This window comes from Pseudovibrio denitrificans JCM 12308 (genome assembly GCF_001310815.1).
In the GTDB taxonomy this organism is placed as follows: Bacteria; Pseudomonadota; Alphaproteobacteria; order Rhizobiales; family Stappiaceae; genus Pseudovibrio; species Pseudovibrio denitrificans.
The window spans coordinates 46,662-60,448 of sequence record NZ_BAZK01000022.1; the positions used below are offsets into that span (position 1 = coordinate 46,662).

General features: G+C 49.3%; 14 protein-coding genes and 1 pseudogene. 4 read left to right on the top strand and 11 right to left on the bottom strand.

From position 1 onward, the window contains the following. Positions 1 to 86 precede the first annotated feature (86 nt). Positions 87 to 689, bottom strand: coding sequence for a glutathione S-transferase family protein (locus tag JCM12308_RS22320; RefSeq protein WP_054785129.1), 603 nt, complete (start codon positions 687 to 689; stop codon positions 87 to 89). Between the two features lie 485 nt (positions 690 to 1,174). Here JCM12308_RS22320 and JCM12308_RS22325 point away from each other — a divergent pair, with 485 nt between their 5' ends. Further along, positions 1,175 to 2,518 carry a D-alanyl-D-alanine carboxypeptidase family protein gene (locus JCM12308_RS22325; protein WP_054785130.1) on the top strand — a complete coding sequence of 448 codons (1,344 nt, stop codon included), beginning with the start codon at positions 1,175 to 1,177 and terminating at the stop codon, positions 2,516 to 2,518. A gap of 70 nt (positions 2,519 to 2,588) precedes the next feature. Further along, positions 2,589 to 3,701, top strand: coding sequence for a CobW family GTP-binding protein (locus JCM12308_RS22330; protein ID WP_083416805.1), 1,113 nt, complete (start codon positions 2,589 to 2,591; stop codon positions 3,699 to 3,701). Between the two features lie 67 nt (positions 3,702 to 3,768). Here JCM12308_RS22330 and JCM12308_RS22335 read toward each other — a convergent pair whose 3' ends face one another. The 6 genes and pseudogenes from JCM12308_RS22335 to JCM12308_RS22360 form a co-directional block, all read right to left on the bottom strand. Further along, entirely contained in the window at positions 3,769 to 4,650 is an 882-nt protein-coding gene (locus JCM12308_RS22335) for a 3-hydroxybutyryl-CoA dehydrogenase (RefSeq protein ID WP_037037379.1), read from the bottom strand. Positions 4,651 to 4,796: 146 nt separating this feature from the next. After that, entirely contained in the window at positions 4,797 to 5,726 is a 930-nt protein-coding gene (locus tag JCM12308_RS22340) for an electron transfer flavoprotein subunit alpha/FixB family protein (protein ID WP_054785132.1), read from the bottom strand. A gap of 23 nt (positions 5,727 to 5,749) precedes the next feature. Then, a pseudogene (locus JCM12308_RS22345) lies at positions 5,750 to 6,498 on the bottom strand (electron transfer flavoprotein subunit beta/FixA family protein). Between the two features lie 289 nt (positions 6,499 to 6,787). Then, entirely contained in the window at positions 6,788 to 7,363 is a 576-nt protein-coding gene (locus JCM12308_RS22350; RefSeq protein ID WP_054785133.1) for a cob(I)yrinic acid a,c-diamide adenosyltransferase, read from the bottom strand. Positions 7,364 to 7,387: 24 nt separating this feature from the next. Beyond that, a complete protein-coding gene (locus JCM12308_RS22355; RefSeq protein ID WP_014283219.1) occupies positions 7,388 to 7,582 on the bottom strand; it encodes a twin transmembrane helix small protein in 195 nt (64 codons plus the stop codon). 42 nt (positions 7,583 to 7,624) lie between these two features. Continuing rightward, positions 7,625 to 8,155 (bottom strand): TspO/MBR family protein, encoded by a 531-nt coding sequence (locus JCM12308_RS22360; RefSeq protein WP_208608889.1) that lies wholly within the window; start codon positions 8,153 to 8,155, stop codon positions 7,625 to 7,627. Positions 8,156 to 8,339: 184 nt separating this feature from the next. On the opposite strand from JCM12308_RS22360, the gene JCM12308_RS22365 reads away from it, so the two are divergent. Both JCM12308_RS22365 and JCM12308_RS22370 read left to right on the top strand, forming a co-directional pair. Then, positions 8,340 to 9,491, top strand: a complete 1,152-nt coding sequence (locus JCM12308_RS22365) for an MFS transporter (protein WP_054785134.1) — start codon at positions 8,340 to 8,342, stop codon at positions 9,489 to 9,491. A 10-nt stretch (positions 9,492 to 9,501) separates the two neighbouring features. After that, a complete protein-coding gene (locus JCM12308_RS22370; protein WP_054785135.1) occupies positions 9,502 to 9,963 on the top strand; it encodes a GNAT family N-acetyltransferase in 462 nt (153 codons plus the stop codon). Positions 9,964 to 10,020: 57 nt separating this feature from the next. Here JCM12308_RS22370 and JCM12308_RS22375 read toward each other — a convergent pair whose 3' ends face one another. From JCM12308_RS22375 to JCM12308_RS22390, 4 genes are all read right to left on the bottom strand, one after another. Next, positions 10,021 to 10,578, bottom strand: a complete 558-nt coding sequence (locus tag JCM12308_RS22375) for a hypothetical protein (RefSeq protein ID WP_054785136.1) — start codon at positions 10,576 to 10,578, stop codon at positions 10,021 to 10,023. A 122-nt stretch (positions 10,579 to 10,700) separates the two neighbouring features. Continuing rightward, positions 10,701 to 11,531: a tetratricopeptide repeat protein gene (locus JCM12308_RS22380; protein WP_054785137.1), complete on the bottom strand. Its 831-nt coding sequence runs from the start codon at positions 11,529 to 11,531 to the stop codon at positions 10,701 to 10,703. A gap of 2 nt (positions 11,532 to 11,533) precedes the next feature. After that, positions 11,534 to 12,712 carry an ATP-binding protein gene (locus tag JCM12308_RS22385; protein ID WP_054785138.1) on the bottom strand — a complete coding sequence of 393 codons (1,179 nt, stop codon included), beginning with the start codon at positions 12,710 to 12,712 and terminating at the stop codon, positions 11,534 to 11,536. A gap of 225 nt (positions 12,713 to 12,937) precedes the next feature. Then, positions 12,938 to 13,756 carry an SDR family NAD(P)-dependent oxidoreductase gene (locus tag JCM12308_RS22390; protein ID WP_306303372.1) on the bottom strand — a complete coding sequence of 273 codons (819 nt, stop codon included), beginning with the start codon at positions 13,754 to 13,756 and terminating at the stop codon, positions 12,938 to 12,940. Positions 13,757 to 13,787 lie beyond the last annotated feature (31 nt).

Genomic DNA, 13,787 nt, shown 5'->3' on the forward strand with positions numbered 1-13,787 from the left:
CTGGAGGCATCAAGGGCAGGTGAGTTGAATTATCCTTTGAATGCTTTGGGAGAGGATGGTGACCTCCACCCTCTGTTTTGCGATCGTCAGAGTTGAGCAAGTGCCTTTTCGTTGGCTTTTGCCAGAGCTGGTCGGGCTAAAACTCTTGAGAAATAATCGCTTACTGGGCCTTCAGGCCACTCGAACTTGGAAACTTTGGCCCAGAATGCGCAGTGTCCAATGATGATATCGGCAATGGTGAAGGTGTCTCCCATCGCCCATGTGTTTCCATTCAGGCGTGTTTCCAGGTATTTCATCGACCTCGCCCATTCGAAGCGACAGGCTGGTTTGATGTCGGGGACGCGCTGATCTTCCGGGTGAATGAATGAGTGTTTTGCAGCCATCCAGAGAATTGAGTCCATCTCATCCAGTGCAAAGTTTGTGAAACTGTCCTGTTGGGCACGTTCCAAAGTTCCAGCTGGGAAGGAAAGGCCTGAATGTTTGTCTGCCAGATATGTGCAGATGGCTGTTGAATCGTAAATGGTTTCATTGCCGACGATCAGGGCAGGAATTTTGCCTGAAGGATTTACGGCATAAACATTTTCATGGTGCGGTTTACTTGGAACGACCTCGTAAGGCAGATCCAGCTCCTCCAAGAGCCACAAAACCCGCATGGTTCTTGATTGCGGGTGTCCGATAACTTTGTACATGAAATCCTCCTCATTTCCCTGATCATCGGCGGGCTTTGACGAAAAGGGAAGCCTCGTTGTTTGAGACTTGAGGATAAGGGCGGATGATTTGAACGGCGAAGCAGTTGATCCGGACGGTAGATTGACAGTTGAGCTGAAAGTTATGTCTTTCCTTGCGCTCTGCATAAGTTACCCCTCACAACTGAAGGGGTGATTGCTGCAGTGTCTCTTTGATAGCCTGATTTCATAAAATAACCATCAGAAGAAATTCCTCTGAAATGTTTGGAAATGGCGATCTTTTGCTGATATTGTCACCCCCAATATTTCAGGAAAGACACCTAATTCTATTCCCGGTGTCTGGTGACATAGTTTTTATTGTTTACCGTTACGGTGTTGCCATCGATAGCTTGGGCTGTTCATGAAATTAAACTGGCAACGAAGCTATTGGCGTCAGCGATGCAAAGAGTGCTTGCTGCAGATACTGGTAGGCGTGGAGCGACAATATCGTGAATTTTTCAGTTTATTGGATTGCGCAGAAGGTTCGATTTTTTGCTGTTTTCGCGGTAGCTCTGGGCTCATTGCTCTCAACGGCTCGTGCTGATATCGCTGCCTGGTTGCTGATGGATGCTGATAATGGTCAAGTGCTTGAGCATAATGCTGCTTTTGATCGCTGGTATCCTGCTTCTCTCACCAAAATGATGACCGCTTATGTGGCTTTTCAGCATATCTCACGAGGGGATATGGCGATGAGCGATATGGTGATGGTCTCTCAAAATGCACTCAATCAGCCGCCGAGCAAGATGGGTTTCAAGGTAGGGACCACAATCACGCTTGATAATGCGTTGAAGATGATCCTTGTGAAGTCTGCCAATGATATCGCGGTTGCTGTGGCTGAGCGGGTTGGTGGGACTGAAGAAAACTTCATCACCATGATGAATGCTAATGCGCGACGCATGGGCATGTCGCACACCAACTTTGTAAACCCGCATGGTTTGCCGGACAATCGTCAGGTCACCACTGCGCGAGATATGGCTATTCTTGCGCGAGAGCTTTGGAACAAGTTTCCGCAGTATCGCTCTTACATGAGCCATCCGGGAATTCGCTTTGGACGCAGAACGTTTCGGTCTGGGAACAGAGATTTTCTGCTGCGGACAGCTGGCGCGAACGGTATGAAAACCGGCTATATCTGTAACTCCGGCTTCAATGTTGCGACCTCGGCCACGCGGAATGGCAGGACCGTTATTGCGATTGTTTTGGGGGCAGCTTCCAGTCTGGAACGGTCAGCTTTTGCCAAGAAGCTAATTGATTCCGGTTTTAAGAAGACCGTTGGAACGAACATTGGAGTCTTCCGTGGGAGCGGTAAACAAGCCCCGCCTAAAGACAGATATTGCAAGCGTAATGCCAAACCAACGGCTCAGCAGTTGGTGGATCGATTTGGCAGTAATCGTGGTTCTGCAAGCATGATGGCCTATGCGGATGCTGGCAGCCCGAGTCCGAAAGGAAAATCCATTCGCCTTTCCAAAAAGAAGGTGAACTGGGGTTTGGTTTTTGAAGAGATCTTGGGGCCTCAGCTGAAGTCCTATGCACCGGTGACCGTTCGTGTTGGTAATGAGCATCCTGTTGTTGCGCTTAAGAAAATGGGCAATGCAGTGCCGATGCCGACACCGAAGCCAGGATCAAAGGGTAGTTTGGAAAGACAGCCGATTGGCGGTATTCAGCAGCCTGTTCTCAATGTGCCAGTGGGTAAGGGGGCTTCGCTGCAGCCATTAAAGTCCAGCTCTAAACGAGATTTGTTTGGCAGCCCAGGTGGGCTCTATGCTAATACGCCTGTCTTCGGTAAAACGCAGTAACCGTAGCTACAGGCAGTGCAGAATTATGGCTAGTACCCAAGAGAGGCGGAGTCCGCCAACACCAATCCCAATGAGCGTCATTACTGGCTTTTTGGGAGCAGGCAAAACAACGCTTCTTAACCGCATTCTCAAAGAGCCAGTTCTGGAGAATACTGCCGTTATCATCAATGAGTTTGGTGAGATTGGACTGGACCATCTGCTGGTCGATACCATCGATGATGGCATCATTGAGCTCTCATCTGGTTGTTTGTGCTGCACTATTCGTGGTGATCTGATCAACACGCTGGAAGATATCCTGCGCCGTATTGATAATGGCCGGATGAAGAAGATCGACCGCGTGATTATTGAAACCACCGGTCTGGCTGATCCTGCGCCTGTGCTTCATACTGTGATGCTGCATCCTTATCTCGTTATGCGATATCGCCTTGATGGGGTGGTGACGCTTGTGGATTCGGTCAATGGACTTGATACCATTCACTCTCATGAAGAGGCGGTGAAGCAGGTTGCTGTTGCAGATCGTATTGTTCTGACTAAGACTGATTTGGAAGAGCCGTCTGACGGGCTGATGGCAGAGCTGAAGCATCTGAACCCGGGTGCAACTGTGCTGAATGCGCAGGATGGATCTGCAACTGCGGCAGCCCTCATCAATTGTGGTCTTTACAATCCTGAGACCAAGATCCCTGATGTTCAAAAGTGGCTGAAAGAAGAGGCCTATAAAGAAGGGCATAGCTCTCACGCTCATCACCATCATCATGGTGACGGGCACGGTCATGACCACCATCATGATCCAAACCGTCATGGTAAGGATGTGCGTGCGTTTACGCTGGAAACGGATCGTGCTGTTTCAAATGCTGCGCTGGAGATGTTTCTGGATCTACTTCGTTCGGCGCACGGGCCTAAGCTGTTGCGCGTTAAAGGGATTATTAAGACCGTAGAGCATCCGGAACAGCCTTTGGTGATCCACGGGGTGCAGCACGTGTTTCATCCGCCTGCACGGCTTGCTGAGTGGCCTGATGCTGATCAGAGAACGCGTCTTGTGTTCATCACCAAAGGCTTGTCTGAGGGCTTTGTGAAGAAGATGTTTGATGCCTTCACCGGTGGTGTGGCTGCAGATACGCCGGACCAGACCGCGATGATGGACAATCCGCTCTCTATTGGTGGGTTCAGCGGTACGTTTAAATAAACGACTGATTTGACCTAATAAAAAAGCCCGCTCATTTGGCGGGCTTTTGTGTTTCTGCAGTGCGCTCTTAGCGAGTTGGGACCGGCACTTCACCGCGGTAGTCATAGAAACCACGCTGGGTTTTGCGACCGAGCCAACCAGCCTCAACGTACTTCACCAGAAGCGGGCATGGGCGGTATTTGGTGTCTGCCAAGCCTTCGTAGAGCACCTGCATGATGGAGAGACAGGTGTCGAGGCCAATAAAGTCTGCCAGCTGCAGTGGACCCATTGGGTGATTTGCACCCAGACGCATTGCTGTGTCGATTGCCTCAACAGAGCCAACACCTTCATAGAGAGTGTAGATTGCTTCGTTGATCATTGGCAGCAGAATACGGTTCACCATGAATGCTGGGAAGTCTTCTGAAACCGCAATGGTCTTGTTCAGGCCAAGGGTGTAGCCCTTAGAAATCTCAAAGGTTTCATCGCTTGTTGCAATACCACGCACGAGCTCTACGAGTTCCATCACTGGAACCGGGTTCATGAAGTGGATGCCGATGAACTTTTCCGGACGGTCTGTTGCAGATGCAAGACGTGTGATGGAAATGGAAGAGGTGTTTGAACCAAGGATAGCATCTGGTTTCAGAACCGGACAAACGCTCTGGTAAACCTTGCGTTTGATCTGCTCATTCTCGCTCACCGCTTCAACCACGAGGTCTGCATCGCCAAGAGCGGAGACATCTTCAGAGGTTTTGATGCGAGTTAGAGCAAGGTCACGCTCTTCTTCGGTGATGGTACCCTTAGAGATCTGACGGGCCATATTGCCGTTGATGCTGGCAAGACCATTGTCGATACGATCCTGATCGATATCGTGAAGGATTACATCATAACCAGCCAAAGCACTAACGTGTGCGATGCCATTGCCCATTTGACCGGCGCCAATTACACCGACTTTCTTTACTTCGACCACCATTGTCAGATCCAAATTCTTACAAGCACTCTCTAAACGTGCTTTGACGTTCTCGTAACAACATACATCGCAAGTCTTGCTTCAAACAGCAAGAACCCCAGAATGAAATATTAACATCCCGGGGTTCCTGAAAAGCTAATCAAATATGATTAGAGGGCTTTTTCCAGTTCAGGAAGAGCCTCGAACAAGTCTGCGACCAGTCCATAATCAGCAACCTGGAAGATTGGTGCTTCTTCGTCTTTGTTGATTGCGACGATGATCTTGGAATCTTTCATACCTGCAAGGTGCTGAATTGCACCGGAAATGCCACAAGCAATGTAAAGATCAGGCGCCACAACCTTACCGGTCTGACCAACCTGCCAATCGTTTGGTGCGTAACCAGCATCAACTGCAGCGCGGGATGCGCCGATTGCTGCGCCAAGCTTGTCAGCGACTGGGGTGATGACTTCGTTGAACTTCTCTTCAGAACCGAGAGCACGACCACCGGAGATGATGATCTTAGCGCCAGCCAGTTCAGGACGATCGGAAGCAGCGATTTCTTCACCAACGAAGGAGGAGATTGCCGGATCAGCAGAAGCTGCAGCAGCTTCAACTGGTGCGGAACCACCTTCAGCAGTTGCTGCGAAGGATGCTGTACGAACAGTCAGAACCTTCTTTGCATCTGCAGATTGTACGGTCTGGATTGCGTTGCCTGCGTAGATTGGACGTTTGAAAGTGTCCGCAGATTCAACAGCGATGATGTCAGAGATCTGCATTACGTCGAGCTTTGCAGCTACGCGTGGCAGAGTGTTCTTACCGTTGGTTGTCGCAGCAGCAACGACAGCGTCGTAGTTACCTGCGAGAGCAACAATCAGATCGCCAACTGGTTCAGCAAGCTGATGCTCGTAAGCTGCATCGTCAGCGACGAGAACTTTAGCAACGCCGGACAGTTTGGAAGCAGCTTCAGCCGCTGCACCACAGTCTTTACCAGCAACGAGGATGTGAACGTCGCCGCCCATTTCAGCAGCTGCAGTCAGCGCTTTAGCGGTTGCTTCGTTCAATGCAGAATTTGAATGTTCAGCCACAAGAAGCGTGGTCATATTACTAACTCCTTTGACCTGTCTTAGAGAACGCCAGCTTCGTTTTTGAGCTTGTCGACCAGCTCTTCAACGGAACCTACTTTGACGCCTGCCTTACGTGCTTCAGGTTCAGCAGTGTTCAGAACCTTTAGGCGAGGGGTTGCGTCTACACCGAAGTCTGCGAGAGTTTTCTCAGCAATCGGCTTCTTCTTTGCTTCATGATGTTTGGCAGAGAAGCGTAGCGAGGCTCGTTCAGACGCAGATCGGTGGTAACAATAGCTGGCATGTTCAGCTTAACAGTCTGCAGGCCGCCGTCGATTTCGCGGGTGACGTCTACAGTGTTGTCGCCAAGGTCAACCTTGGATGCGAAGGTGCCCTGTGCCCAGCCCAGAAGTGCAGCAAGCATCTGACCAGTCTGGTTGCAGTCATCATCGATGGCCTGTTTGCCAAGGATTACGAGACCTGGCTCTTCTTCCTCAACGATGCCTTTGAGAACTTTTGCAACAGCAAGCGGCTCAACGGTGTCGTCAGTCTGAACCAGAATACCGCGGTCGGCGCCCATTGCGAGGCCGGTGCGAATGGTTTCAGTTGCTTGCTTAGGGCCGATGGAAACAACAATGATCTCAGTTGCTTTGCCGGCTTCTTTTAGTCGGAGTGCCTCTTCAACGGCGATTTCGTCGAATGGGTTCATGGACATTTTGACGTTTGCCAGTTCAACGCCAGAGCCGTCCGCCTTCACGCGAACTTTTACGTTATAGTCAACGACCCGTTTTACGGGCACGAGAATTTTCATGTTCCTAGAACCTCCACTAGAAAAACAGGGGAGTTTGCGTCGTAACCTAGTTGTTCAGACACTCTTTCCGCCGGGCTACCAGAGCCAAAAGGGAATGCAAATTGCATTGCAATTGCGGCGACCGTAATGAGCTATTTTGGGGCTGTCAACGATCGCCTAGGGTAAATAGGTATTGGGTTTCAACCAATGTATAAGGCCTAGTGGCCTTAAGGTGAAGATAGTTGTCCATAAGTGTTGATAGTTTACCTATTCGTCAAGCACCTGTGGCCGATTTTTGATCAAAAAATCGCTATCTGTTTTTGCCTGCCACCCACAAAACATCGCCTTCACCCTTCAGATTTGCGTAGCGAGACGCAACAAAGAAGAGGTCAGAGAGGCGGTTGAGGTATTGCAGGGCTTGCTTGTTGACCTTCTCTTTTTGGTAGAGCGCGGCGACGAGGCGTTCTGCACGGCGAGACACTGTTCTGGCCTGGTGCAGGTATGTCGCCAGTGGTGTTCCACCTGGTAAGACGAATGATTTCAACGGGGTAAGCTCAACATTCATCTGGTCAATTGCGTCTTCCAGAGCGCTGACCTGATTTTCTGTAATGCGGAGAGGCTCGTATCCGAGGTCTTCGCCGGTATCCGGGATTGCCAGATCGGCGCCGAGATCGAACAGGTCGTTTTGAATGCGGCCGAGCAGTTCGTCCAGCACGGGCATCTCTTTGGATGCATGCAGGCGAACAATGCCGACAATAGAGTTGGTTTCGTCAACGGTTCCATAGGCTTCGATACGCAGATCGTGCTTTTGTCTGCGCTCGCCGCTGCCCAGAGCAGTGGTGCCGTCATCGCCAGTTTTTGTATAGATCTTATTGAGGGTGACCATTTTCTACCGTTTCAAACCAAAAAATCAGGATGTGCTTGCCAAATAAACAGATAGCATAATCAATATGATAGCCGCGAACTGCAGCAGAACGCGATATCTCATCAGCTTTTGCGAGCGATTAGGATCTCCGCCGCGCATCATGTTCCAAAGGCCGAGAGCGAGGACCAGAGCGACGGCGAGAAGGGCAATAGGAACCAGAGTGGCAACAATACCGCTCATTAAAATCTCCAATCATTGAACACCTCTTGTTGAGGCGTCGGATTAATTCAGAACCACAATAGAGACATTAAGGATGGCTGCAAAGCTAACCCAAAGGAGATAGGGCAGATATAGCCATGCTGCAAAGATTTGCGCTCTATAAAACAGGCGGAAAGTGAAAAAACTTAGCGCGAGCAAGATGATAAGGACAACGAGACCTAAAGTGGGGTTTTGCTGTCCAAAGAAAGCCCAAGACCAAATTCCGTTTAAAAACAACAGAATAACGAAAGTTATCTGAAGGCTCGTTTTTGCGGGTTTCCGGGTTGCATCATTGGTACCAGTCTGTTGAAACTCAGTGGCCAGCCAGATGCTGATGGCAAGAAGTGTGTAAAGAACAGACCAAACCGGTGCGAAAAGCCAGTCTGGTGGATTGAAAGATGGCTTGGTGAGGGAGGCATACCACTCCGGAATAGCCGGCGTAGTGACGATGCCGCCGTAAGCTGCTGTGGCGTAACACAAAAGTCCCCATCCAACGAGACGACTCCAGACAACTCTGTTCTTTAACTTGGCTTTTGTGGTGTCGCTTAAGGGCACGGACATTCCTTTTGAAAGGTTTTGTGCGAAATTGCGTTTTTTACGCTTATTTCCGCGTTGGTTTGCGTTGTTACGTCAGCGGTCAGCATAACGATGTATTAGGTGCTCTACACAGCTTGCATTTTTCTAAAATATCACGCTAGATATTTATATTAGTCGTTTCTCTCTCTTCAAAGCTTTCCCCATGACACAACAAGCAGTGCTCGGTGCGCGCGATGTGAATCTTATTCGCGGCGTCTTCTTTCTTCAACCTATAGCGCTTGGCGCCTGGTTTCCACGTATCGCAGAAATTCAGCAAAGACTTCAGGTGAGTGAAGGGGAGTTTGCGCTGGCTCTGGTTGGTATGCCGGTGGGCTTGCTGATCATGTTAATGTTCGCTGGTCGGTTGACAGAAAAGTTTGGTGCGCGTCAGCTTTTGATCATCGGCTTGTTTGCGTTCATCTGCCTGATGCCGCTTCCGACTTATGCGAGCTCCATTCTGGAACTCTTCGTGTATCTGGCTGTTGTTGGCAGTTCGCTGGCGTTTGTTGAGCTCTGCATGAATGTGATTGCGGATAAGACGGAGCGGAAGAGTGGGCAGCTGATTATGTCTGGCTGCCATGGTTTGTGGAGCCTGGGCGTGCTGGTGGGAAGTCTGATCAGCTCCGGGTTTTCCTGGGTTGGTTATGGGCCGTCTGAGAGCATCCTGATGGTGAGTGGGATGGCGTTGTTGCCAGCGCTGTTTACTTCCTACAGTCTGACAGAAGGGCGTGAGCCTGATGTTGCTGAAAAGTCCGAGGATGGCTTCCAGATGCCAAGTGGGGCGCTGGTCGCCGTGTGTTTCTTTGCATTTGGCATCACCATGACAGAAGGCGCGATTGCGGACTGGTCTGCGATTTATGTGACTGATCTGTTTGATCTTTCCGCTGGATATGCCGGTATTGCCTACAGCACCTTTGCGATGATGCTGACCTTTGGCCGCCTGACGGGTGACTGGTTGCGGTCCCGTGTTGAGGTTCAGGTTGCCGCTGCAGGTATTGTTGTTCTCGCGCTCATTGGTGTTGGTATTCTGGTGTTCTCACCGAATTACGCTGTGTCTCTGCTTGGTTTTGGTCTTGTTGGCCTCGGTGTTTCCGGCGGGTTCCCACTGGCAGTGACGGCTGCTGCTGAAAAACCGGGCCGTTCTGCTGCCGCCAATGTGGGCCTGATGACTCAGATCGCGCTCGGTGGTTTCCTCGTTGGTCCGCTCGTCATCGGTTATGCGGCTGATCATCTTGGCATTCAGGGTGGCTTCATGCTGATGCTTCCTGCACTTGTGCTGAGCCTGTTTATGAGCCGGTCTCTGATTAAGCGGTGAGGGGGATGAGATGCGAGCGATAGAGATTAGGTTCCGAGGTATCCCTGCAAAGCTCACCTATAAGCTTCGTCAGCAGGTACTTTGGCCGGATTCGCCGATTGAGCGCGTTATGGTGCCGGAAGATCACCAGGCTCTTCATATCGGCGCCTTTGAAGAGGAGAATCTGATTGGCGTCGGGTCTTTCTTCTTCGATCTCCCGTCCGTGAGACTGCGAAAGCTGGCTGTTCTGCCAGAAAAACAAGGGTGTGGTATCGGAAGCAACCTCATCCGCTTCGCAGCAAGCCAGCCCGAACTGCAAAAGGCAGATTACATCTGGTGTGACGCAAGAAAAGACGCCGCTTCATTCTACCAACGCCTCGGTTTCCAGATTGAGGGAAATACCTTCGAGAAATTTGGTGTAAGTTACCTACGCGCCCGCGCCAAGATTGTTGAGCTGACTGGGGAAATAATTAAAGACGGCATTAGGGCTTGAGAGACCATAGATTACATACACCTTAACGCGTGCGGCTATAGAGGACGTCAAAGTTTGCTAGGCTGAACAATCATTACTGATTTTCTCGCCAACTCGTGAGAGATTAGGAGTAAAGATGATGTGAGTGACACGTTTTCTGATCTGGGCTTGAGGAATAATTTCGTATGCCCAATCATTTTTGGCCCAATCCGCTCCAAAATCCCTGTTCACAATCAAATAATGCTCTTCGGGAATGGTAATGTCTGTTTTACCGTTTGATTGTTTGAGTGCTGCTTCTTGCCATTTAGGACTGTGAGTAAATGACTGCTCGTTAATTGCGTAAGACGTCGGAGTGATATGAAAAATATCCCCTGAGCTTGCGCTAACTTGACGAACGTAAAAAGCCTTTTTCTCCAAGGATCTAAAAAAGACAACATCGCCAACACATGCGTTGTTACCTTTCATTTGTAAATAAACAGAACGAGGTTCCAGACCCGTAAGCGTTTTGTCGAAGCTGGTTGGAAGAGTGTCGTAGAAACGGCCAAGAAGCATTAGAGCACCAAAGAAGGCAATCCAAGGTGTGATGCCAAGCAGGTTTTCTCGTAGAAAAAATCCAGAGTCTTTCTCAGATGACATGATGCCCACCTCAATAGTTTTTGAGTCTAACAGCTTTTTGGCTCGGAAATAGAGAAGTTAAAATCTTAGGAGATGCTGCAACGATAGTGATTGCAGATGCTAAGACGTACCATGCAGTTGTGTTATCCAAAAACTGAAGGCCTGTCGCTCTGGAGATCAACTGAGACCAAATTTGAATGATGTCTGCCGCATAAAACATAGTAACAATCAAAAACAGCATTGCGAAACTTGCAGCGCTGTAAGCTCGTATAACTGAAAAAACCAGGAACACTCCTACCATAAAAAAAACAGGAGGCAGATACAGAAAGGAAACTTGCCCAGTAAACAAAACGCAGGTGTGCTTTGTTGAAACTTAGTGCAAAGGCTTGGCTTGCATACTTCCGACATTTTGAAGGACGAACGAGGAGAAAACTATTGATTGCAAGTGCGGTGTTTAGTTCTACATCATCCGGAAGGTCAGGTTGAGCTTGTTCCATCAGAGACTGAGCGCGGAATGCATCATCAACTTTGTATAATGCAATTCCGAAATTTCTTTTCAGTAGTGGAGTCTTTGGCTCTCCTATTAGTTTGTTAAGTGATTTACGCGCTTCAGACGCTTTTCCCTTAATAGCGTTTAGCGCAAATGACATGGCTTTGTGATGGTTTTCTAAATGCGGAAAATCGCGCTTGTAGTCTTGGTAGACTTTAGCTGCCTCTTTTTTCTTCTTTAGACGTAGCAATGCCCAGAACTCGCACTCACGGATATCATAATCGTCAGGCAAAATTGCCAGAGCTTCATGAGTGATTTTGAGAGCTGCTTTGTAGTTTTCAGCTTGCATCTCAATCTGGATGCGAAAGCTCCAGAATGGCGAAAATGACGGGAGCTCTTCAAGCAACTCCTCTGCAATTTGGCGCGCGCTATCGAAGTTTCCTGCATCCAGTAAGGCTTTGGCTGTGTTGAGTGATGCGGCCATCTTTACCTCGCATATTTTTTCAAGAAACTAGCTAGATCGTCATACATGCCATTTTCGTTAGCGTATTTTGCGAAACTACGTGCTTGCCCAAGCCATTCACCAACAGTCGACTTGACCTCATAAAAAGCTTCTTTGAAATGTTCGTTCGAGAGTGGCCTTAGATCTTCAGAGGAAGAACTCTCTTCGATAGCGATATCAATTGCCGTATCAACGAGTGCTGACAGATCAGCTCCTGAAAAGCCTGAACTATTTTCGATGATCGGCTTTGTGTCTAAGCCCTTCTCGACTGGCCGATCTTGAAGTAAGCGAGCCAGAATGAATTTTCGGGCAACGCGGTCTGGTGGTGGTACAAAGATCGTGCGATCAAAACGTCCAGGGCGTCGGAAAGCTGAATCTAAAGACCACGGCACATTGGTAGCACCAAGGAACAGTACGCCTTCGTTATCTTCCTGAAAACCATCCATCTCTGTTAGTAGTGCAGAAACTGTCGTGTTGACTTTAGCGCTACTTTCAAACTGCCGTTTTTGAGCTAATGCCTCCACTTCGTCAAAGAACAAAACAACGGGCCTGTTGTTTCTTGCATCTTCGAAAAGCTGCTTTATGCGCTTTTCCGCATTCCCAACAAACTGATCCAAAATATCAGCTGCATTTACATTGACGAATTGCGCGTTGCATTCACTGGCTAACGCTCTTGCAAGCATAGTTTTCCCGCAGCCCGGAGGGCCGTACATCAGGACGCCCCCACCCGCTTTCCGTTTAAAGCGGGAGAACAAAGCTCTTTTATTCTGAAAAGGATTGATGATTTTTCGGCGCACCTGCTTCTTTACGTCTTCAAGGCCTCCGACATCGTTGAATGTAATACCTTTTGGAGAAAGCTGCTGTATTTCGTCTTGAGTGTTCAGTGGGATGACATTTGTTGCGGGTGCTTTCGCAAGTGGAGGTTCCCATTTCTCTCCAAGTTCGGGCGAGCCTGCTTCACGAAGAAGGGTTGCAGCTTTTTCTCGAATTGCTTGGTCTAGGACTTGATCTGTATCGATGCTGCCAAGTGTTTCGATTATGATACCGCTATCGGGTGATTGCTCGAGCAGAATTAATACAGCCCTGAGGCTTCCGACAGAGTTTGGGTTTTGCTGCCAAATTTCTATAAGGGGCTGAATTTCTTCAGATAAACTTTGGCTCACGAACGCCTCATGTAATTAAATGTAATAAGAAATATTTCGATAGAAATACAGATATTTGCGAGTTGGTAAGTTTTGATCTTAAAATAAGCTAAAGCAAGAATATAGTCTTAAACTGGATCGAGTTGATTATCCCGTCCTATCAAAAATTATAATTTCATGATGATTGATGTGATTGTTTATACGAAGAGTTTTGCTGCTATTTAATCAGCTGTTTCTTCGATCATTTCACTCCTCCGACTTCGCTGAGCTTCTCAGGATTACGTCTACCAGTGATGTTGGGAGGATGCGGCGGAGGAAGCCCATGATGTGGGTTGGGGTGGTGACGTAGTAGCGGGCCTTTGCCTTTGGGGCTTCGATGGCGTGGGTCAGTTTTTTGACTACGGCATCGGGTTGAAGCTTGAACTTTGTGGTGCCGCCTTTGGTGAGCATGGTGAGGCGGCGGTTGTAGCTTTCGCGGAAATGGGAGGCGTTTTTGGCGTCCTCGCCGATCTCCTTGAAGAACATTTTGACGGCGGTTTTGGAGAACTCGGTTTGAATCGGACCCGGTTCGATCAAGGAAACCTGTATGCCTGAGCCATGCAGTTCCAGCCGCAGGGTGTCTGTGTAGCCTTCCAGTGCAAACTTGGTGGCGTTGTAGGCGCCGCGGTAGTCCATGGCGACGAGGCCGAGGATGGAAGAGCACTGCACGATGCGGCCGTGACCTTGCTTTCGCATCACCGGAATGACAAGGCGTGTCAATTCGTGCCAGCCGAAGAAGTTGGTTTCAAACTGGCGGCGCAAGGCATCTGTCGGAAGATCCTCAACAGCGCCGGGAAGGCCATAGGCACCGTTGTTGAAGAGGGCATCCAGGCGGCCGCCTGTGAGTTCCAGAACTGACTCAACTGCGGACTGAATAGATTCGGTATCGCAATAATCTAAATGAAAGGCGTCAAAGCTTCTGAGCGCAGGCGTTCTGCGTCCTCGGGTTTGCGACAGGTGGGAAAGACCTGCCAGCCTCTGTCTCTCAAAATGTGTGCAGCGGCATAGCCAATGCCGGTAGAACATCCGGTGATGAGGATGGAGCGTTTGTCTTTCA